This window comes from Rhodococcus sp. Leaf278, from assembly GCF_001426085.1.
GTDB lineage: Bacteria > Actinomycetota > Actinomycetes > Mycobacteriales > Mycobacteriaceae > Rhodococcoides.
In genome coordinates, this window is sequence record NZ_LMRR01000023.1 from 166320 (window position 1) to 187851 (window position 21532).

Below are 21532 nucleotides of genomic sequence, written 5' to 3' on the forward strand. Positions count from 1 at the left end.
AGTGAAGTTGTTGCGGGATACCGTGCTGGATCCCTTCCTGCTGAGCATCTTCGCCGTGGCGGTACTGGCCAGTCTCTTCCCGGCGACGGGCACGGCCGAGGACGTGCTGAGCTGGGTCACCCGGATCGCAATCGGGTTGCTGTTCCTCATCTACGGGGCACGGCTGTCACCGCGGGATGCCTGGGAAGGCGTCAAACACTGGCGGCTGCACTCGGTGATCCTGGCGTCGACGTACCTGCTGTTCCCCGCCCTCGGTTTGGCCTTGCGGATACTCGAACCCGGCCTGATCAGCGAGGACCTCTACACCGGGGTGCTGTTTCTGTGTCTCGTGCCCTCGACCGTGCAGTCCTCGATTGCCTTCACGTCCATCGCTCGCGGCAATGTCGCCGGCGCGGTGGTGAGTGCCTCGTTCTCCAACATCATCGGAGTGTTCGTCACCCCCCTGCTGGTGATCGCGTTGATGACCACCACCGGGTCGGTGAGCATCGATCCGAGTTCGATCCTCGACATCGTGATCCAGCTACTGCTGCCCTTCGCCGTCGGTCAGTTGGTCAGGCCCTGGGTGACGGGATGGTTGACGCGGCAGAGCGCACCGACCAAGCTCGTCGATCGCGGCTCGATACTGTTGGTGGTGTTCGCCGCGTTCAGTGAGGCGATGAACCAGCAGGTGTGGTCCTCGGTGGCGGTGTGGCGCATTGCCGTCGTCGTCGGAGTCTGCGTGGTGCTACTGGCCGTCGTACTGACGATCACCTGGTACGCCGGTAAATGGTTCGGCTTTCCGCTCGAGGATCGCCTGGTGCTGCTGTTCTGTGGATCGAAGAAGAGCCTTGCGAGCGGCCTACCGATGGCCGCGGTGCTGTTCGTCGGCCAGCCCGTCGGGCTGATCGTGTTGCCGTTGCTGCTCTTCCACCAAATCCAGTTGATGGTGTGCACCGTGATCGCTCAGCGCTTCGCCCGACGACCGGAACCGAGCCCAGCGGCCGCCGCGGCGGACTAGGTTGGATGTCACTCGAGGCGATGGGGAGAAGACGATGACCAGGAAGCGTCATACCGACGGAGTCGTCTCCGCGGCCTACACCGGCCGGTTCGCCACCAATCCTGTTCCCGCACTACGACTTCCCGAGGAACAACTCGACCCCGACGCGGCCTACCGCTACATTCACGACGAACTGATGCTCGACGGCAGCTCGCGCCTCAATCTGGCGACGTTCGTCACCACCTGGATGGACCCCCAGGCCGAGAAGCTGATGGCGGAAACGTTCGACAAGAACATGATCGACAAGGACGAGTACCCGTCCACCGCGGCCATCGAGGAACGGTGCGTCAACATCGTCGCCGATCTGTTCCATGCCCCGGGACTCGACCGCGAGGACCCGTCGTCGGCCACCGGGGTCTCGACCATCGGGTCCAGTGAAGCCGTCATGTTGGCCGGCTTGGCACTCAAGTGGCGCTGGCGAGCCAAAGGGGCCGGCACCGGCACTCCGAACCTGGTGTTGGGCAGCAATGTTCAGGTGGTGTGGGAGAAGTTCTGCCGCTACTTCGACGTGGAGCCGAAGTATCTTCCGGTCGAGCGCGGTCGCTACGTCATCACCCCCGAGCAGGTTCGAGATGCGGTGGACGAGAACACCATCGGCGTGGTCGCGATCCTCGGTACCACGTTCACCGGCGAACTCGAACCGGTGCAGGAGATCTGCGCTGTGCTCGACGCGATGGCCGACAACGGTGGGCCGGACGTCCCGGTTCACGTCGACGCGGCCAGCGGCGGCTTCGTCGTCCCGTTTCTGTATCCGGAACTCGAGTGGGACTTTCGGTTGCCTCGGGTCAAGTCGATCAATGCCAGCGGGCACAAGTACGGATTGACCTATCCAGGAATCGGATTCGCCGTCTGGCGGACCAAGGAAGACCTTCCCGAGGATCTGGTGTTCCGCGTGAACTACCTCGGCGGCGACATGCCCACCTTCACGCTGAACTTCTCCAGGCCGGGCAACCAGGTGATCGGTCAGTACTACAACTTCTTACGGCTCGGCCGCTCCGGCTATACAGACATCATGAAGGCGTTGCGCGACACTGCTGTTCGCGTCAGCCGACACCTCGAGAAGCATGCGGACATCGAGGTGATCACCGACGGATCGGCCATCCCCGTGCTCTCGTTCATGCTGAAGGACCACTGCAACTTCACCGTGTTCGACGTCTCCCACGAGCTGCGCGCCCGCGGTTGGCAGGTGCCCGCATACACGATGCCCGACAACGCAACCGACGTTGCGGTACTCAGAGTCGTTGTTCGAGAGGGCTTCAGCGCGGATCTCGGTCGCATGCTGTGCATTGCCATCGACGAAGTGATCGATGGCCTGAAGTCGGGTGGGCATTCGAGCGCGCAGGCTTTCGCCCATTGAGCGGCTCCGCCGCTCAGTTTCGGTCGACGTCGATCGGGTGGGATGCGAGCAACGCCAACGGCATCGGCTGACGACGCAACACGTGTGCCCACAGATCGATGCGTGGCGGGCCGATGACATCGGATGGCAAGGCAGACAACACCATCCAGTCCTCGCGGTCCAGTTCGCCTTCGAGTTGCCCGAATGTCCAACCCGAGTAGCCGGCGAATACCCGCACGCCCTCGATCAACGGGGCGATATCGGCGGGATCGGAATCGAGATCGACCATCACCACTCGGCCGTCGACGCGGCGCAATCCGGGAACGCCGTCGATCGAGGCCCCGGTTCGCAGTGTCGCCAGGCACAGGGCCGAGTCGCGCTTGACCGGACCGCCGACATACAGCGCTTGCGGCTTGGCGGCGAGCTCGGACCAGTCGGGCAGCACATTCTGCACCGCGGTCTCACTGGGACGATTGATGACGACGCCGAGGCTGCCGGCATCGTTGTGTTCGATGATGTAGATGACAGTGCGTCGAAATGTGGGCTCGACGAGCTCGATCGACGACACCAACAGACTGCCGGGCCGGACATCGCGCAGGGCCGACGCCGTCTGGTCCTCGGGTTCCTCCGCATGCGTTGCCACGTAGCCATTGTGGCACCGCGCACCGCCGGATGTGGCGCAAGCGACGCGGCCAGTCCCCCTGGGTCGTTCCGCAGGCTCCACTCCCGCCCCAGCTCCTACTCGAGCCCGGCGATCTTCGTCAACAATCCCAACTGATACTCGAACAAATCGTCCCTGCTGGCGAATGTCGTGGCACCGTACTGATCGAACACATCGAAGCTGATTGCGCCGAACAGCGACGCCCACACCATCACTCCTCGGGCCATCAGCTCGTCGGGCAAGTCTGTCCCCATCTCCCGGCGGATCTCCTCGAAGCTGCCGTGCAGTGATGCCGGTGCCGGGACATCGGTCGGAGCGGCGAGCCGAGTGCCCGCCCAGGCAGTATCGAGGACCTTGACCAGCGTTGTGATCACGCGGGTACCCGGCCCGGTGGTCTGCTCGGCGGGGGCGTGGTAGCCGGGTACGGGACTACCGAACAGCAACGCATACCGTGCCGGCTCTCGCAAGCCCCACTGCCGCACCGTTCGGCCGAGCGCCAGGAACTTCTCCCTCGGTCCCTCGGCGGAGTCCACCGCTGCGTCGACGGTAACGCCGAGCTCGGTGTAGGCGTCGACGACGAGCAGGGTCAGCAGTTCGTCCCGGCTCGAGACGTATCGGTACACCGCGGAGGACACGACGCCGAGGTCTCTCGCGACGGCGCGCAACGACAATGCGGCCGCACCACCGGCGGCCAGATGCTCGCGCCCGATACGGGTGATGTCGGCCAGGGTCTGCGCGCGGGCTCGGGTGCGGGGGGTGCTCGCCATGGGCTTACTGTAACTGCCGCTCTTTCGAGAGAGCACTGCTCTTGCTTTTTCTCCGGAGGCGGTGCACACTCGAAAACAGCAGAGAGCACCGCTCTCGTTTCTATCCGAGGAGCACATCATGACCGAACTACACGTCGTCACCGGAGCCGGGCCCGTCGGCTGGACTGTCGCAGAACAACTTGCTGCGCAGGGCCATTCGGTCCGAATCCTCACCCGTTCCGGCAGCGGACCCGAGCACCCCATGATCGAGCGACGATCGGTGGACATCGAGTCCGACGACCTGCGCCCCCACTTCGACGGTGCCACCGCCGTCTACCACTGCACGCACGCCGCCTACGACGACACGGTCTGGCGGGACAAGCTCGAAGCGATGGAAAAGCGGGTGCTCGACGCGGCCGCGGGCACGATCGTCGCGTTCCCCGAAAGTCTCTACGCCTACGGCCGCGTCGACGGTCCGATCCGCGAGGACACTCCCCGCGACGCCACCTACCGGAAACTGGGTGTGCGTACCCAGCTCCTCGCGGCTCGCGACCAGCACTCGACTCCCACCGTCAGCGTCGCGGCCTCGGACTTCTACGGGCCCCGTCTCATCTCGTCCCACATGGGCGAGCGAGTCATCGCACCGATTCTGGCCGGCAAGACGATCCGCGTCATCGCCTCCGCAGACCTACCCCACTCGTTCACCTACGTACCGGATCTCGCCGCGTCGATGATCACCGCCGCCGCGTCACCGACGACCTGGAACACCGTCCTGCACGCACCTACCGCTCCCGCGGTATCGCAGCGTTCGATGATCGAGATGTTCTCTGCTGCAGCCCACGTGTCCACTCCCAAGGTAGGTGCCATTCCGGCCTGGGTGATGCGCGCACTGAGCGTCGTGCCAGGGCCGATGAAGGAACTCGGCGACACCCTCTACCAGTTCCGCTACCCCTACCTACTCGACTCCAGCCGCAGTGAGGCGATCCTGGGACTCGAACCCACCTCGCTCGCCGACGGCACCGCCGCAACGATGGCGTGGTGGAAGGCTGCGGTTCCTGCGGTCGTCAGCGGCAACTAGAGTCCCCTCGGTGAACGACGCCTCCTTCCGTACCCGCCTACGCGAGTCCCCGGGAGTCGGCAAGCTCACCACCGTTCGGTTCGCCGGTCAGTTCGGCGACGGACTGTTCCAAGCGGCATTGAGCGGCGCGATTCTGTTCAACCCCGAACGCGCGACGAATCCGGCCGAGATCGCGGCCGGATTCGCGGTGCTGCTCGTGCCGTATTCGCTGGTCGGGCCGTTCGCTGGAGCCCTGCTCGATCGCTGGGACCGACGGTCGGTTCTGTTGTGGGCGAACATCGTTCGCATCGTTCTGATCGTGGCTACTGCCGGCCTGCTGTGCGCCGGGGTCGATGCGACGCCGTTGCTGCTGTTGGCGCTGGCCACCGTCGGGCTGAGCAGGTTCGTCCTGGCCGGGGCCTCGGCCTCACTGCCGCATGTGGTTCGGCAGTCGTGGCTGGTCCCGATGAACTCGGTATTGGCCACCGTCGGGTCCGGCTTCGCGGCCGCCGGTGCCGGTCTCGCCGTCGCTGTGATCAGCATCGTCGGGGCCGGCGATCTCGGTTCGGGGGTTGCAGTGGGTGTCGCGGCCACCGGATCGATCGTCGGAGCGATCGCGGCGGCCCGCTTCCGACCGCGGTCACTCGGACCGGGCACCGAGATCCGAACCGAGAATCCCCTCGAAGATGTTGCTGCGGGGCTGAAGTCGGGTGCTCTCGCCGTCTGGCGAGCACCCGGTGTGACGGCCGCGATGATCGGTATCGGCGCACATCGCGTGGTGTTCGGTATCAACACGTTGATCATGGTGCTGGTGCTGCGCGAGGCCACTGCGAGCACTTTGCCCGGAGGGCTCGCGGGCTTCGGGATAGCCGTCGGTGCCACGGCCGTCGGCATGTTCCTCGCCGCCGTCATCACCCCGTTCGTCGTTCCGCGGTTCGGGCGGACCCCCACGATCGCCACCGCCCTCGTCCTCGCCATCGCGGCGCAGCTCGGAGCCGTCTCCGGCCTGACCCAGAACAGCCTGCTGATCGGCGCCTTCTTTCTCGGGATCGCCGGGCAGACCGTCAAACTCAGCGGTGACGCCGCGATGCAGATCGAGATCGACGATGCGCATCGCGGACGCGTGTTCGCGCTGCAGGACACCGTCTTCAACATCGCGTTCGTCGGCGCTCTGGCCGCTGCGGCCTTCGCCGTCGGGCCCACCACCACCGATCTGAGCCAGGATCCCACCGCGCACGCCCTGGTGTTCGCCGGAGCGGGTCTCTATGCCCTCGGCTTGGTTGCAGTGGCCCTCGTCAGCAGGCGCACACAACGCTGACGTGGTGTACCTTTCCGTATCGGACCGGGAGGTTTCGTCGGAGGAATGGGGAACCGCATGTACGGCCGTACAACATCGCTCGGCTGCATCGTCGCGGTCGCCGCGGGAACAGCCGTCCTTGCTGCGCCCCCGGCATTCGCCGCACCCCCACCCCCGGTGAACTCCTGCGGCGAAACAGGATTCGATCCAAAGGACTACCCACCCGAACCCATCGGCCCGGGTAACCCGCCGCAGCTCCCCCCGCTACCGGACCGCCTGGTGATACCGGTGCCGTATCCGTCCCTCGAACTCGTTCCGGTACCCGACCCGCCGCCGAACACCACCCGCGTCCAGGCCGATCCGCTCAGCGACCCCTGCGCGGACCCCTGCCCGGACCTGACCGACCCCACCGAATCACCCACGTCCGGAACAGGGTCTGCAGGCCGCCTGCCCTTCCCTCGAATCGAAATCGACCCACAGCCCGAAACCATCCCCATCCCGATCCCCGGCCCCGGTGGCACTCCGGCAACACCGCCGCCTGCCCCGGCCGTCACCGCAGCAGAGCCCGGGCCGAGTACAACACCGCCGGCCGCGCCCGCCGTCGGAGCAGTCGATGTGGTCTCGCAGCTGACCGGACCGGGATCGGAGAACCGCACCGACAAGCGCTGGCAGGTCGACGGCACCGACCTCGGCATCATGTGGGAGAGCAAACCGGGCGAGGTCGCCGTCGCATTCGGCGATTCCTTCGGCAAGGGGTGGCAGTTCGGCGTCGTCGGCGGAGACGATTGGCGCTCGAACGTACTGGGACACAGCACCGACGCCGACCTGTCCGACGGTATGACCCTGGACTCGATGGTGCAGGATTCCCGTTGTCACGCAGCCGAATTGCTGCCGTCGCGCAAGATCAAGAATTGGGAGACCACGGTCATTCCCACCTCCGGGTTCGCCGTCGACGATCGGCAGTACATGTCGTACATGTCCATCAGGCGCTGGAGTTCGATCCCCGGGCTGTGGTGGACCAACTACGGCGGCATCGCCTATTCCGACGACAACGGTTCCACCTGGGTCAAGGACGATCATGCCAAGTGGGACAACGTGTTCGGCTTCTCCAAGTTCCAGGTGTCGACGATGGTCCCGGCGGGGGAGTACGTCTACATGTTCGGTACCGTCAACGGACGCGTCGGACAGGTCGGTCTCGCTCGGGTCCCGAAAGCGGACGTACTGAACAAGACCGCCTACCAATACTGGGTGAACGGCACCTGGGCTCCGGTCGACTCGAACGAGGCCACCCCCATCGCCGATCGTATGGCCGGGGAACTGTCTGTCCATCACGACGAGGCCCGAGACCTCTGGCAGATGACCTACCTCGATCCGATACGCGGTGATATCGTGCTGCGAGAAGCGAATTCACCGCAGGGGGAGTGGACCCCGCCCAGCACGTTGATCGACACCGCCGAGTACCCGAAGGCATACGGCGGCTTCATCCACCCCTGGTCGACGGCGAACGAGCTGTACTTCACCATCTCGGAGTGGGACAGCTACAACGTCTACCTCGTCAAGGCCGAGGTTCGCTCGTCGTGAACGGAAATTCGTAGTGGGCTACGAAGTTTCGTGCACGTGCGCGGGACGCGCCTATTGAGTCGGCCACCACTCGAGCAGCGCGGCTTCGGCGTCCTCGCGGGAGAGTGGACCGCGATCGAGTCGTAGTTCCTTCAAGAACTTCCATGCCTTGCCCACGTCGGGACCGGCCGGGATGCCGAGCAATTCCATGATCGCGTTGCCGTCCAGATCCGGGCGTACTCGCGCCAGATCCTCCTGTTCGGCGATTCGGGCGATGCGCTCTTCGAGATCGTCGTACGTCGCCTGCAGCGCGGCCGCTCGGCGTTTGTTCCTGGTGGTCGAATCTGCCCGAACGAGCTTGTGCAACTTGGGGAGCAGCTCGCCCGCATCGGTGGCGTAGCGGCGGACGGCCGAGTCGGTCCACTGACCCTTCCCATAGCCGTGGAATCGCAGATGCAGGAACACCAGATGCGAGACTTCCTCGATCATCTTCTTGGAATACTTCAACGCGCGCATACGCTTTCGCACCAACTTGGCACCGACGACCTCGTGGTGATGGAAACTCACTCCACCGCCCGGCTCGTTGCGCTTGGTATCGGGCTTGCCGATGTCGTGTAGCAGTGCAGCCCAACGCAATACGAGGTCCGGGTCGCCGTCCTCGAGATCGATCGCCTGCTTCAGCACTGTCAGCGAGTGCGTGTAGACGTCCTTGTGTTGGTGATGCTCGTCGATCTCGAGCTTCATGTTGGGAACCTCGGGGATGATCCGCTGCGCCAACCCCGTCTCGCACATCACGTCGATGCCGTCTATCGGGTGCGCCCCGAGCATCAGCTTGTCCAGCTCCACCTGGATGCGCTCGGCCGTGATCCGGTCGATCTGATCCGCCATGTCCTCGATGGCCCGATGCACCCGAGGCATCAGCGAGAATCCGAGCTGGGAGACGAACCTCGCGGCGCGCAGCATGCGGAGGGGATCGTCGCCGAAGGAGACCTCCGGTGCCGACGGCGTGTCGAGTACGCCCTCGAGCAAAGCGTCCATCCCGCCGAGCGGATCGACGAACTCCTGGGAGCCGTCGGCCCCGAGACGCACGGCCATGGCATTGACTGTGAAATCGCGTCGAACGAGATCCTCGTCGAGGCTGTTGCCGTACTGCACCTCGGGATTGCGAGAAACCTGATCGTAGGAATCGGTGCGGTAGGTGGTGATCTCGATCTGCTGGTCGTCCTTGGCCGCACTGATGGTGCCGAACGCGATGCCCGTGTCCCATTGATGATCCGCCCAGCCCGACAGCATCGCCTGAACGGCCTCGGGCCTGGCGTCGGTGGTGAAATCCAGATCGGTACCGAGACGGCCGAGAACCGCGTCGCGAACCGTTCCCCCGACGAGATACAGCTCGTGCCCGGCAGCTGCGAACAGAGCACCGAGCGGAGTCAACACCGGGGCGAGCTCGCGCAGCGTCACCGCCGCTCCGGCCAGCAACCTCTCCCGGCGGGCATGGGTCTGCTCGGCGGAAACGGAGGACAGGGACTGATCGGCCACGGTGGAAGAGCCTACTGGCGCAGCGGGGACACGATTGTCTCGGCCACTGACCGCGGTGCGGCACGGTCGAAGAGCGCACATGGGCAACTAGTATGGATCGGGTGTCTGCTGCCGAACGATCGAACAGGAGTCGCCGCAACCCGCGGCGGCGTCAGGCACGCGCCGACACCGAAGCACCCAAACTGCGGACCGTCCGCGAAACCTCGGCAGGCGGCCTGGTGGTCGATGGTCTCGACGGTCCGCCCGCCACTCGCTGCGCCGCCCTGATCGGCCGCACGGATCGCCGGGGACGACTGCTCTGGTCTCTGCCCAAGGGTCACATCGAGCAAGGCGAAACCGCCGAACAGACGGCCATGCGCGAGGTCGCCGAGGAAACCGGCATTCGAGGAACCGTCCTCGCGTCGCTGGGCAGCATCGACTACTGGTTCGTCACCGAGGGCCGACGCGTCCACAAGACCGTCCACCACTACCTACTCCGATTCCTCGGCGGCGAACTCTCGGACGAAGACCTGGAAGTCACCGAGGTCGCCTGGGTACCGCTGAGCGAACTGCCCTCGCGACTCGCCTACGCGGACGAGCGCAAACTCGCCGCCATCGCCACCCGCCTCATCGAAGACATGAACGGCGACACGAGCGCACCGACCCCCGGCGAGAAGTGATCGTGCGGGCTCGGAAGGTCACTGCCGCCGCACTGACCTCGTTTCTCCTTGCGGTGGCACCGGCCGCAGGTGTGGCCGCAGTCGTCCCCACGCAGCTTGCGGCCGCCACAGCCCAACCCGATGCCTCCGCGGGCGACACGAGCGAGACCACGAGCGCCGTCCCGGACACTCCGAGGACACAGGCCGGCGATCCCTTTCTGACGCTGAGCATCGAGACCGTCGCCCCGTCGACCGTCACCACCAGCAGCGACCCGTTCGTGACCGTCCGGGCCACGGTGAAGAACACCGGGGACCGACGCGTCGACGACGTCAGCGTCCGCATGCAGGCCTCGGCCGCGATCGACACCGCGGCAGGCCTCCGAACCTCGCTCACCCTCGACCAGGAACGATTCGACCGCGTCGGCGATTTCGTCACGGTGGCCGAGTCGCTGGAGAAGGACGAGAGCCGCCAATTCGACGTGTCGATGCAGCTGCGCAGCACCACCGAGCCGTCACTCGGAATCGACACGCCCGGCGTCTACCCGCTGCTGCTGAACGTCAACGGCACACCCGAATACGGCGGAACCGCTCGACTCGACGACGCGCGCTTCCTGCTCCCCGTCGTCGGCTTGCCCCGCAATCCCGGTGAGCTGGATCCCGTCGCCCCCGACGCGGCACCGCTGCCGCCGAACACCCGAAACCCAGTCGCGATGACCGTGCTGTGGCCGCTGGCCGACATCCCGCGCCTCGCTGCCGGAATTCCTGGCTCGATCGACGAGCGCGTGCGACTGATCGACGACGAGCTGGCCGGAGAACTCGCCTCGGGGGGTCGGCTCGACACGCTGCTCAAGGCGGTGGAATTCGCAACGAAACCGGGCCTGGATCCCGGGGGCAACCTGGCGTCGAGCCTGTGTATCGGCATCGATCCCGACCTGCTCGTCACCGTCTCGAACATGACCCGCGGCTACCTCGTCGTCGACGACCCGGCCGATCCCGCCAGCACAGCCCGGGACGGAACCGGCAGCGCAGCCGCGACCGCGTGGCTCGCCCGCCTCGAAACCATCGCGTCGAGCACCTGCGTGACAGCGCTGCCGTTCGCACAGACAGATCTGGGGGCGGTGGCCGACATCGGTGACGCCTCGCTGATCCAGAGTGCAATCTCCACGCCCGCGGATGTCGTCGACGGCATCCTCGGAATCACCTCGACACGGGGTTTCACCTGGAGCACCACCGGGGGCGTGGACGCCGACACCGCCGACGCCCTGCGCTCGGCAGGCACCGGAAGCGTGCTGGTAGCCGACAACAGCCTCAGCCCGCCGACATCGGCACCGATGGCCCAGCTGCTCTCGACCGACACCGCCGCCGATCCAGACGCGGCGCTGGCCGCCGCCCACTACGACTCGGCCACCGCAGCAGCACTGGCCGGCGTGGGAGCCACCCCGTCCACCCCTGCCCTCACTCCCGCCGAGCAGCGCTACGACCTCGGCACGGACTCGCGTACGGCGCGCCTGCAGGACGCACTCGGTGCCGTGAACTTCCACGCTCTGGTCGGTACCGATCGGCCCGGGCGCGCTGTCACCGTCGCGCCCCCGCAGTACTGGACCGCAGGGGGAGACGAGCCGTCGGCCATTCTGTCGACGGTGTCCTCGCTGCTGCGTTCCGGATTGGCGACGCCCCGCCCGCTCTCCCAACTGCTGGCCGAGCCCACGTCGGGGACCCCGGTGACCAGCGTCGATACGGCCACCGAGCTCGACACCGGCACCATCGACCTGGTGCGTTCGCAGAGCGCTCGGATAGAAACCCTGATGCAGTCGCTGGTCGAAGACCCCCAGTCGGCGCTCACCCCGCGCCTGTTCACGGCGCCGCTGCGCGAGGACATGCTGCGCGCGCTCTCCACGGCCGGCCGAGCCAGTTCGATGGCCGAGAAGACCGGCACCACGGCATTCACCCGGCTCGCCGCTACCCGAATCGGCATCGACGCCATCTACGGATCGGTGACCGTGTTGGCACCGGGCGGCGTCTATACCCTCGCCTCCGAGCAGAGCCCGTTGCTGCTCGTCGCGCGCAACGATCTGCCGATACCGGTCAACGTGCTGCTCCGGGTCGATGCGCCGCCGGAAATGACGATCAGCGACGTGGGTGTCAACCAGCTCCCGGCTCGCGGATCACGCACCATCACCGTCCCGGCCGAGGTGGACGACACACGTAACCTGTCGGTCGACTTCTCCGTGACCACACTCGACGGCAGCAGGCTCGGCGAAGTGTCCACGGTGTCCGTACGGTCGAACGCGTACGGCCAGGCGCTGGCCATAATTACCGCCTGCGCCGGCGCTCTCCTACTGTTACTTGCAGGTCGACGACTCTGGCATCGATTCAGAGGCCAACCCGACCCGGCCGACGAAGGGTACGAGAGACCATGACAGGAAACGTCCCGTACGACGGGGACCTGCCGAGGTCGCGGATGCCCGCATCGCAGGTGTTCCGACGCACGACGCCACCGCGGTCTGCGCCCTGGGAACGGCAGTCGCGCCCAGAGCTGCGCTCGTACCCGGCACCGCCGCCGCTGGACGGCCAGCCCGCCGCCGACGACGCCGTCACCCAGCTCATCCCGCGGTTCAGGGACGAGGACTACCCCCAAGCGCCGTCGGGAACGGTTCCTCCGACACAAATTCCGCCGGGCGGCACAGAACCCGCACCGCAGCCCGAGCCGAGGCCGCAGAAGTCACTACTGGCCGCATCGGGTTCGATCGCAGTAGCAACCCTGGTCAGCCGCATCACCGGATTCGCCAAGCAGGTCGCCATGACGGCTACCCTCGGCGCGGCTCTGGCCAGCGCGTTCACCGTCTCGACGATCTTGCCGAACATGATCTCCGAGCTGGTCCTCGGTGCGGTGCTGGGAGCCATCGTCGTTCCGGTGCTGGTTCGGGCCGAGCAAGAGGACGCCGACGGCGGGCGGGCATTCGTTCGACGCCTGTTCACCATCGCGGTCGCGCTTCTCGGCACCGTCGCACTCGCCGCGACGGTAGCCGCGCCGTTGCTGGCACGGCTGATGCTCGACGGCGATCCGAAGGTCAACGAGGACCTGACAATCGCGTTCACCTATCTGGTGCTCCCAGCACTGATGTTCTACGGGCTCTCCGGCCTCCTCACGGCGGTGCTCAACACCCGGCAGAACTTCAAGCCCGGAGCCTGGGCTCCCGTGTTCAACAACTTGGTCGTGCTCGGGGTCTTCGCCCTGTACCCCTTCGTTCCGGGCGAGATCACCCTGAGCACGGTCGAGATGAGCAACCCCAAAATCCTCGTTCTCGGCCTCGGCGTGACCGTAGGTGTCATCACCCAGGTCGTTGCTCTGATTCCCGCACTACGCCGCGAACGCATCGACCTGCGCCCGCTCTGGGGATTCGACGAGCGTCTGAAGAAGTTCGGCGCGATGGCCGCGGCGATCGTGCTCTACGTCGTCATCAGCCAGATCGGGCTGGTCGTGGCCACCAGGATCGCGTCGGGCACCGATGATGCGAGCAACGTGATCTATTCGCAGGCCTGGATCGTGCTGCAGTTGCCCTACGGCATCCTTGGCGTGACGGTTCTGACGGCCATCATGCCCAGACTCAGCCGCAACGCCGCCAACGGTGATACGCCATCTGTCGTCGACGATCTCTCGGTCGCCACCCGCCTGACGATGGTCGCGCTGGTTCCGATCGTCGTGTTCCTGACGTTCGCGGGGCCGTGGGTCGGCGAGGCGCTGTACGGGTTCGGCCGCTTCGCCGATGTCGCACCCAGGCTCGGCGAGGCGGTGAGCTGGTCGGCGTTCTCCCTCATCCCGTATGCCCTGGTCCTGATCCACCTGCGCGTGTTCTACGCCCGCGAGAAAGCCTGGACACCCACCTGGATCATCCTCGGCATCACCGTCGTCAAGATCGGCCTGTCGTTACTCGCTCCGATCGTCGCGTCCTCGCCCGAGCAGGTGGTGCTGCTCCTGGGTACCGCCACCGGCCTCGGTTACACCGTCGGAGCGATCATCGGCGGATACCTGCTGCACCAGAGTCTGGGCAATCTGCGGATGGCCAATGTCGGCAAAACCATCTGGCTGGTCCTCATCGCCTCGCTGGCCGGCGGCGCGGCCATGCTCGCGATCGACAGAATCCTCGGGCTCGACGCCCTGACGAACGGCTGGCTCGGCAACTTCGTCCGCGTCGCGGTCGACGCCGTCATCATGCTCGGCATCACGTTCTCGATACTCTGGTACGGCAAGATTCCCGAAGTGCTGGCGGTCACCGTGGCACTGAGCCGCCTCGTTCGTAGATTCCGTGGCGCGCCCGCCGACAAGGACGCAGATCTGGCCGCTGCGGAAACCGGCGTGATTCCCGTTATTCGAACCGAGCCCACATGGGACACTGCGCGGGATCGGCTCCCGTACCCTGGTCCTCGGCACCCGGGGGCACACGCCCACGCGGGTCGACCGTTTGCAGAACAACACGGGGCATATTCGCCTGAAGGAGTGACAGTGACCGACGACGATGTTGCTGGGGGGCCGGCACAGTCTCCAGCAAACGAAGCCGACCGAACGAGCGGCGGAGTCGAAGTCGACACCCAGGACCGCACCGACCCCGTGAAAGCCGCGCCCGTGAAGGCCGAGCCCACGAAGCCGGCCAAGACAGCAGCACCCGCCAAAGCCACCACTCCGGCGTCCTCGGAGGCACCGAACGCTGCTGCTGATTCCGACAAGGGCAACGAGAAGTCGGCGGAGACGACAGACCCGGTCGAAGCCGACACCAAGGCCGACACCGTCGAAAAAACCGACGACAAGCCTGCCCCGAAGCCGGTCGATAAAACGGTCTCCATTTCCAAGGCCGCTCTCGCGTCGCGCCCGACCGACAAGACCATCTCGATCTCGAAAGCACAGCTGCCGGTCGACAGCCCTGCCGACAAGAAGACAGACAAGGACTCGAAGGCCGAGTCCGTTTCCGACGACACTGCACCGGCTCCGACGACCGCCGAGGCCGAGTCCACCGTCGACAAGTCCGAAGCGAACAGTGCAGATGCGCCCGCCCCCGAGCGCACGCTTCGCGGACCGACGCTCATTCCCGGTGCCTCTGTAGCCGGTGGACGGTACCGACTCCTCGCTCCGCACGGCGGCGCACGTGGACTCAAGTTCTGGCAGGCTCACGACGTCAAGCTGGACCGCGAGGTCGCGCTGACGTTCGTCGACGCCGACCAGCAGTCCACCGCGTCCCCCAACGATCGCACCGAGGGTCCACAGGCGATTCTCTCGCGCACACTGCGCCTGGGTCGGATCAATTCGCCCGGGCTCGCCCGCGTGCTCGACGTGGTGCGTGGCAGCTCCGGCGGCATCGTCGTCGCGGAATGGACGCCCGGCCGATCGCTGCGCGAAATGGCCGACACCGTGCCTGCACCCACCGGGGCGGCCCGCGCGATCAAGGTTCTGGCGGCGGCGGCCGAGGCAGCACACCGCAGCGGCGGCGCGCTGTCGATCGATCACCCCGATCGCGTGCGTATCAGCTCGAGCGGCAACGCCGTCCTCGCTTTCCCGGCAACTCTGGCCGACGCGGATCCGAGTTCGGACGTCCGCGGCCTCGGTGCAATGCTCTACGCCTTGATCACGGCCAGGTGGCCGCTCTCCGACACCACCGGCGGATCGGTCGTGGCCGATGATGCGGCTCCGGCTCGCAGCGTCGGCGGCATGCGACCGGCAGACCGGGACGACAAGGGCGCACCGCTCGAGCCGAGGCAGGTTCGTCCGGACGTTCCGTTCGAGATTTCCGCGGTCGCAGTGCGGGCGCTGGAGCAGAACAGTGGCATCCGCACGGCTGCCACCGTGCAACACGTCCTCGATCAGGCAGCCGTCGTCAACGACAAGACCGATCTGATGCCGGCTCTGCGACTGGGGCAGCGCGCACCGGGGGCCAGCGGGCATTCGCTCGCCGACCCCGAGGAACTTGCTGCCGAGAAGGCCAAATCGACCAGAACCAACATCGCCATCGCCATACTCGGCGCGTTGACGGTCGTCATTCTTGCGTTCGCCGGCTACTGGCTGTTCACCTCGATTGCCGGTGACAGCACGGATGAGCCCCTCGACAGTCAGGAATTCGGCCTCACCACTCCGGCCGCGGCACCTCCCGCAGGCGATACTGCTGCGCCCCCTGCCGAGACGGGTGGGCCCGTTGCCTTGAACGGTGTCAGTGTCTTCTCGCCGCAGGGTTCGGCCGACAACCCCGGCACGGCGTCCAACGTGATCGACAACGATCCCAGTACGGCATGGACGACCGACTCGTACTTCCAGCAGTTCCCCGCTCTGAAGAACGGCGTGGGCCTGCTTGTGACGATTCCATCGACAGCGCTGCAGAATGCGTGGATCGAGTCGACGTCCCCGGGAACAGTCGTCGAGATCAGGTCGGCACCGAACGACTCTCCCAGCCTGAGCGACACCACTCTGCTCGGTGAAGCCACCCTGCAGAACGGACGAACCGATATCGCGCTCGATGGTGCCGAGCCCACCGGGAACGTTCTCGTCTGGATCACCACACTCGGAGAGCAGGGCGGACGCATCGCCACATCGATCTCCGGGATCGGATTCGACTCCTAGAACCGACGCTCGGTAGGCAATACGGGCTCGTTTCGTACTTCGCAGTCTCGATGGCCTAGGCTCCCCCCAATGCGTTAACACGGGGGGAGCCGTTTTCGTATGACCGAACGTATCGATTCGGCGCTAGGGGAGCGCACGGATGCGGAACTTCTGGCTGCTCATGCGGCCGGGGAGCCGAACGCATTCGCAACACTGATCTATCGACACCACGAGCATCTGTGGCTGACGGCTCGGCGCACCAGCTACACACCCGAGGACGCCTCCGATGCGTTGCAGGAGGCCCTGCTGTCCGCCCATCGCACGGCCGGATCGTTCCGCGCCGATGCCGCCGTCCGCAGCTGGTTGCACAAGATCGTCGTCAACGCCTGCCTGGACCGCATCCGCCGGAACAAAGTACGGCCCTCGGTTCCGTTGAGCGAGAACGAAAGTCACGAGCCCGCGTCGCCCAGGGACCGCATCTCCGAGACGGAAACCACCATTCTGGTTCGGCAGGCTCTGATGACCCTGCCGCCCGATCAGCGGGCCGCCGTCGTCGTCGTGGACATGGAGGGCTACTCGGTGGCCGACGCAGCCGTTCTGCTCGGCGTTCCCACCGGTACCGTCAAGAGTCGATGCGCTCGTGGTCGACTCAAACTGTCGACGCAGCTCGAGTACTTGAAAGACGCAGGGAACCGAATCTAGACCTCTCGCGTCTATAACGTGTGAGAGAGAAAGCAGATTCGGCGAAGGGAGGCAGGATCGTGTCGTCGAGCACCGATGCGCTACCCGAGGCCCCGTTCTCACCCGAGCTGTTGGCCGAACTGCATGCCGATGCCCTGCCCGAGGATGTCAGCAGCCGCCTGTGGCCGCTGGTTCGACGCGACGAGGCGTCGATGCAGATCCTTGCCGGTCTCGACGCGGTGTCGGCTCGACTGAACGAGGTGGGCGAGGATCCGACCGGAACGATGTCGATTCCAGCCGACGTCGTGGAGCGAATCGATCGCACCATCCATTCCGTCGAGCAATCCGGTCCGCAGTTCAGCGATCCGGTTGTCGTTCCGCTCCGCTCCCGTCGGCGTCATGTCGTTCTCGGAATTGCCGCCGCCGCAGCGCTTCTCGCGGCCGGCTCGATCGTGTTCGCAGCGGTGTGGCGGACCCCGGATGCCCCCGAATCTGTTGCCGCAGAACCATCATCGACACCCGAGGGATCGCTGATCCTCGATTCCGCCGACCTCGACTCCGGTTTCGCATTCAGCATTCTCGGCAAGCGTGATGCGGGTGCCCTGTCGGATCCGGCGGACCTCGAGGCGTGTCTCGCAGCCAACGACGTCGACCCCGCAACGTCTGTTCTCGGATCCACTCAGGTCAGGATCGACGGCCGAGACGGAACCCTACTGGTGCTGGCAGGAGCGCAGCCGGCCCAGTTCATCGCCCTTGCGGTGGGTAACGACTGCGGTGGTACCAACCCTGACGTCCTGACGCGGCGCGATATCGGTTGACACATCTCTCTCCGGGGAACAACTGCCTCTAGGGTGGTGTTGACCAGATGTACGTCGACCGGCGCGTGCAGTGTGCACCCGGCTGTCGGCGCCCAGTAACACGCCGCACAAGATCGGAAGGTCTGCATTGAGTACCCCCAAGGTTCACGATCTCATCATCGTCGGTTCGGGACCGGCCGGTTATACCGCCGGTGTCTACGCGGCCCGCGCAGAGCTGGAGCCGATCCTGTTCGAGGGAACCCAATTCGGTGGAGCACTCATGACGACCACCGAGGTCGAGAACTTCCCCGGGTTCCGTGAGGGCATCATGGGCCCCGATCTGATGGAGCAGATGCGCGAGCAGGCGAAGCGATTCGGTGCCGACATACGCACCGAGGACGTCGAGGAGCTCGACCTCACCGGTCCGATCAAGACCGTCTCCGCGGGCGGCGAGACCTACCAGGCTCGCGCGGTCATCCTCGCCATGGGTGCAGCAGCGCGATACCTGTCGATCCCGGGCGAAGAAAGACTGCTCGGACGCGGTGTCAGTGCCTGCGCCACCTGCGACGGCTTCTTCTTCCGCGACCAGGACATTGCCGTCATCGGTGGCGGCGACTCGGCGATGGAAGAAGCCACCTTCCTCACCCGGTTCGCTCGGAGCGTGACGATCGTGCACCGGCGTAGCGAGTTCCGCGCGTCGCGCATCATGCTCGAGCGCGCCAAGAACAACGACAAGATTCGCTTCCTCACCGACACGAAGGTCCTCGAAGTCCTCGGCGACACCAGCGTGACCGGTATCTCGCTCGAGCACGCCGAGACCGGAGAGAAGACGACTCTCGATGTCACCGGGATGTTCGTCGCCATCGGCCACGATCCCCGCAACGAACTGGTCAAGGGTCAGGTCGATCTCGACGACGCCGGCTACGTCAAGGTCGCGTCTCCCTCGTCTGCCACGTCCGTCGAGGGCGTCTTCGCCGCCGGAGACCTCGTCGATCACGTCTACCAGCAGGCGATCACGGCCGCAGGTACGGGCTGTACCGCCTCCATCGACGCCGAGCGCTGGCTGGCCGAGCAGGGCGACATCACCAGCAACACGCTCGAACATGCCGACCAGCCGGTCGACACCGTCAACGCCTGACCGGCCCCGGTCACACACACCACTTCCTACATCGAGGAGATAGAAATGTCCGACGACAAGAGCACAGTCACCATCACCGACGCGTCGTTCGCCGACGACGTGTTGACCAGCGAGAAGCCCGTCCTCGTCGATTTCTGGGCCACCTGGTGCGGACCGTGCAAGATGGTCGCTCCGGTTCTGGAAGAGATCGCCGCCGAGCACAAGGACAAGCTGACGATCGCCAAGCTGGACATCGACGCCAACCCGCAGGCCGCCCGCGACTTCAAGGTCATGTCGATTCCGACGCTCATCCTGTTCCAGGGTGGCAAGCCGGTCAAGCAGATCGTCGGTGCCAAGGGCAAGGCCGCGCTGCTCAAGGACCTCGAAGGCGTTATCTGATTCACCTCCGAATCGTGTGGATTGCAGCGGAAGGCAGTCTTTCTGCGACAATCATCTGATGTGCCGATGCCCAGCGTCGGCACATCAGCCGCATCGGGATGCGGTGTAGTCGGAACGATCTGGAGGCTTTCGAGGATGCAGGAACTCAGTCACGGCGATTCCGGACCCGCCGTCGCCGAGGTCCGCGGCACCCTGTCGGCTCTCGGCTTTCTCCATGAGGCCGTGGTTCCGCCCGGTCCGATGGACGACGGTCACTGGACCGCTCCTGGCTCTGTCTTCGACGCTGCCCTCGGCGGTGCCGTACGTGCATTCCAGCAGCACCGCGGCCTGTTGGTCGACGGCGTCGTCGGCCCGGCCACGTATCGCGCTCTGAAAGAAGCCTCGTACCACCTCGGTGCGCGAACCCTCATCTACCAGTTGTCCGCTCCGCTGTACGGAGACGACGTCGCTTCCTTGCAGACGCGATTGCAGGACCTCGGTTTCTACAACGAACGCGTCGACGGCTTCTTCGGCCCTCGCACCCACGAGGGCTTGTCCTCGTTCCAGCGTGAAATCGGTCTTTCCCCGGATGGCATCTGTGGACCGGCGACGTTGCGCTCGCTCGACCTCCTCGGCACCCGTGTCACCGGTGGATCACCGCATGCGATGAGCGAGGAAGAGCTCGTCCGAAAGTCCGGGCCGCAGCTGACCGGTAAGCGCATCGTCATCGATCCCGATCTCGGCGGTGCCGACACCGGACGCATCGTCGACGGACCATTGGGTCGAGTCTCCGAATCGGAAATTCTGTGGGACCTGGCCAGTCGACTCGAAGGTCGAATGGCTGCGACCGGAATGGACACGTTTCTCTCCCGCGCACGTGGCACCAATCCTTCGGTGGCCGACCGCGCCGAAACGGCCAATGCCTGGGGTGCCGATCTGATGATCTCCCTGCGGTGCGCCTCGAGTACCAGCCCGGTGGCCAACGGCGTCGCCAGTTTCCACTTCGGCAATTCGCACGGGTCCACGTCCATGATCGGGCAGGTGCTCACCAGCTACGTGCAGCGCGAAATTGTCGCTCGCACACCGCTTCTGGATTGCCGTAGCCACGGCCGGACGTGGGATCTGTTGCGCCTGACCAATATGCCGACCATTCAGATCGACGTCGGATACCTCACCAACGAATCCGACGTCGAGGTACTGAGCGATCCGCGATTCCGCGACATCATCGCCGAGGCAATTCTGATCGCTGTGAAACGCCTGTATCTCCTGGGTCAGGACGATCAGCCGACCGGAACTTTCACGTTCGCCGAATTGCTCGCCGAGGAACTGGCCGCCGCCGATCGCCCCTGATCTACCGGTCGATATTCACCGGGCACCGACGGTCGACTTCTGTTCGATGTCGACGACGGAGATGCTCGCTGCTATGAGCAACTGTTCCAACGCGGATTCGACATCCTGCTTCCATCCGTGATCCCGGTCCAGCTCGAGTCGTAGCCTGGGGAATCGGTGATGGGGTGCAATCACTTCGAAACCGACCTTCTCGAGAAAATCGGCTTCGATCATGCACGTGGACGCCGAGCACGTCAGATGCGCGGTTGCGTTGGGAACCGCCGGCGCTGCGTCGTCGGCATTGTGTCGAATGCCGAATGCTTCGAGGGCGCGAACACCTCGATTGACGAGATCTCCCACCACCGCCTGAATCAGCGTGGCCGAGTGCAGATCGGCATCATCCGGAGAATCGATCCGTAGTTGCGTCAGCAGAACCGCGTCGTGACTGACGGGCGATGTCGGAAACGTACTCGCCCGCGGAACGGCCCGGGGTGGGCAATACAGTGCGCAGCCGATCGTCTTACCGTCGACGGACAACACCTGCCCACACGATCCCCACTCGAGCATGATGGTCGACAACCACACTTCGTTCTCGAACTCGAGATCGACCGACGAATCCTCCGAGGCAGGATCGAGCACCCAAAAGCTACAGCGCCGCGAATGCGACGGCAGATGCTCGAACGAACCGAGAGTCACTCCGGTCACCATCGCCGACACCGCTTACCTCAGCCTTCGTGCAGTCGTTCAAACGGAAAAATTCTGTCTCGGATGCGATTC

17 protein-coding genes are annotated in these 21532 nt (G+C 65.3%); 13 read left to right on the forward strand and 4 right to left on the reverse strand.

From position 1 onward, the window contains the following. Position 1 precedes the first annotated feature (1 nt). Together ASG84_RS17900 and ASG84_RS17905 are read left to right on the forward strand one after the other, a co-directional pair. The gene (locus tag ASG84_RS17900) at positions 2–997 is read left to right on the forward strand and encodes a bile acid:sodium symporter family protein (protein ID WP_057478354.1); all 996 of its coding nucleotides are present in this window, start codon (positions 2–4) and stop codon (positions 995–997) included. Positions 998–1031: 34 nt separating this feature from the next. Next, positions 1032–2393: a glutamate decarboxylase gene (locus tag ASG84_RS17905; RefSeq protein WP_057478355.1), complete on the forward strand. Its 1362-nt coding sequence runs from the start codon at positions 1032–1034 to the stop codon at positions 2391–2393. A gap of 13 nt (positions 2394–2406) precedes the next feature. Here ASG84_RS17905 and ASG84_RS17910 read toward each other — a convergent pair whose 3' ends face one another. Next, complete coding sequence (locus tag ASG84_RS17910) at positions 2407–3015, reverse strand: YqgE/AlgH family protein (RefSeq protein ID WP_057478356.1); 609 nt, start codon at positions 3013–3015, stop codon at positions 2407–2409. A gap of 95 nt (positions 3016–3110) precedes the next feature. After that, on the reverse strand, positions 3111–3800 hold the full coding sequence (locus ASG84_RS17915; protein ID WP_057478357.1) for a TetR/AcrR family transcriptional regulator: 690 nt from the start codon (positions 3798–3800) through the stop codon (positions 3111–3113). A 118-nt stretch (positions 3801–3918) separates the two neighbouring features. On the opposite strand from ASG84_RS17915, the gene ASG84_RS17920 reads away from it, so the two are divergent. The 3 genes from ASG84_RS17920 to ASG84_RS17930 are packed head-to-tail and all read left to right on the forward strand — an operon-like array spanning position 3919 to position 7714. After that, positions 3919–4857: an NAD-dependent epimerase/dehydratase family protein gene (locus ASG84_RS17920; RefSeq protein WP_057478494.1), complete on the forward strand. Its 939-nt coding sequence runs from the start codon at positions 3919–3921 to the stop codon at positions 4855–4857. 10 nt (positions 4858–4867) lie between these two features. Further along, complete coding sequence (locus ASG84_RS17925) at positions 4868–6154, forward strand: MFS transporter (RefSeq protein WP_057478358.1); 1287 nt, start codon at positions 4868–4870, stop codon at positions 6152–6154. 57 nt (positions 6155–6211) lie between these two features. Next, positions 6212–7714, forward strand: a complete 1503-nt coding sequence (locus ASG84_RS17930) for a DUF4185 domain-containing protein (RefSeq protein ID WP_057478496.1) — start codon at positions 6212–6214, stop codon at positions 7712–7714. A 51-nt stretch (positions 7715–7765) separates the two neighbouring features. Here ASG84_RS17930 and ASG84_RS17935 read toward each other — a convergent pair whose 3' ends face one another. Further along, entirely contained in the window at positions 7766–9232 is a 1467-nt protein-coding gene (locus tag ASG84_RS17935) for a CCA tRNA nucleotidyltransferase (RefSeq protein ID WP_057478359.1), read from the reverse strand. A gap of 101 nt (positions 9233–9333) precedes the next feature. Between ASG84_RS17935 and ASG84_RS17940 the strand changes: the two genes are divergently transcribed. From ASG84_RS17940 to ASG84_RS17975, 8 genes are all read left to right on the forward strand, one after another. Next, positions 9334–9891, forward strand: coding sequence for an NUDIX hydrolase (locus tag ASG84_RS17940; RefSeq protein WP_057478497.1), 558 nt, complete (start codon positions 9334–9336; stop codon positions 9889–9891). Then, complete coding sequence (locus tag ASG84_RS17945; RefSeq protein ID WP_057478360.1) at positions 9888–12290, forward strand: hypothetical protein; 2403 nt, start codon at positions 9888–9890, stop codon at positions 12288–12290. The genes ASG84_RS17940 and ASG84_RS17945 overlap by 4 nt, the downstream gene beginning before the upstream one ends. Beyond that, complete coding sequence (locus ASG84_RS17950; RefSeq protein ID WP_082521067.1) at positions 12287–16474, forward strand: lipid II flippase MurJ; 4188 nt, start codon at positions 12287–12289, stop codon at positions 16472–16474. Before ASG84_RS17945 ends, ASG84_RS17950 begins: the two co-directional genes overlap by 4 nt. Before the next feature lie 99 nt (positions 16475–16573). Next, positions 16574–17155: an RNA polymerase sigma factor SigM gene (sigM, locus tag ASG84_RS17955; RefSeq protein WP_057478361.1), complete on the forward strand. Its 582-nt coding sequence runs from the start codon at positions 16574–16576 to the stop codon at positions 17153–17155. Between the two features lie 59 nt (positions 17156–17214). Beyond that, on the forward strand, positions 17215–17952 hold the full coding sequence (locus ASG84_RS17960; RefSeq protein WP_156399582.1) for a hypothetical protein: 738 nt from the start codon (positions 17215–17217) through the stop codon (positions 17950–17952). Positions 17953–18079: 127 nt separating this feature from the next. Next, positions 18080–19069, forward strand: a complete 990-nt coding sequence (trxB, locus tag ASG84_RS17965; protein WP_057478499.1) for a thioredoxin-disulfide reductase — start codon at positions 18080–18082, stop codon at positions 19067–19069. Between the two features lie 45 nt (positions 19070–19114). Beyond that, positions 19115–19447, forward strand: a complete 333-nt coding sequence (trxA, locus tag ASG84_RS17970) for a thioredoxin (protein ID WP_037152116.1) — start codon at positions 19115–19117, stop codon at positions 19445–19447. Positions 19448–19582: 135 nt separating this feature from the next. Then, positions 19583–20776, forward strand: coding sequence for an N-acetylmuramoyl-L-alanine amidase (locus ASG84_RS17975; protein ID WP_057478363.1), 1194 nt, complete (start codon positions 19583–19585; stop codon positions 20774–20776). 15 nt (positions 20777–20791) lie between these two features. Here ASG84_RS17975 and ASG84_RS17980 read toward each other — a convergent pair whose 3' ends face one another. Next, on the reverse strand, positions 20792–21472 hold the full coding sequence (locus ASG84_RS17980) for a hypothetical protein (protein WP_057478364.1): 681 nt from the start codon (positions 21470–21472) through the stop codon (positions 20792–20794). Positions 21473–21532: the final 60 nt, after the last annotated feature.

What these genes read in the sequence shown, in the direction of transcription:
- ASG84_RS17905 (WP_057478355.1), top strand. Translation starts at nt 1,032, where the DNA reads ATGACCAGGAAGCGTCATACCGACGGAGTCGTCTCCGCGGCCTACACC.
- ASG84_RS17915 (WP_057478357.1), bottom strand. Translation starts at nt 3,800, where the DNA reads ATGGCGAGCACCCCCCGCACCCGAGCCCGCGCGCAGACCCTGGCCGAC.
- ASG84_RS17920 (WP_057478494.1), top strand. Translation starts at nt 3,919, where the DNA reads ATGACCGAACTACACGTCGTCACCGGAGCCGGGCCCGTCGGCTGGACT.
- ASG84_RS17930 (WP_057478496.1), top strand. Translation starts at nt 6,212, where the DNA reads ATGTACGGCCGTACAACATCGCTCGGCTGCATCGTCGCGGTCGCCGCG.
- ASG84_RS17950 (WP_082521067.1), top strand. Translation starts at nt 12,287, where the DNA reads ATGACAGGAAACGTCCCGTACGACGGGGACCTGCCGAGGTCGCGGATG.
- sigM (WP_057478361.1), top strand. Translation starts at nt 16,574, where the DNA reads ATGACCGAACGTATCGATTCGGCGCTAGGGGAGCGCACGGATGCGGAA.
- trxA (WP_037152116.1), top strand. Translation starts at nt 19,115, where the DNA reads ATGTCCGACGACAAGAGCACAGTCACCATCACCGACGCGTCGTTCGCC.
- ASG84_RS17975 (WP_057478363.1), top strand. Translation starts at nt 19,583, where the DNA reads ATGCAGGAACTCAGTCACGGCGATTCCGGACCCGCCGTCGCCGAGGTC.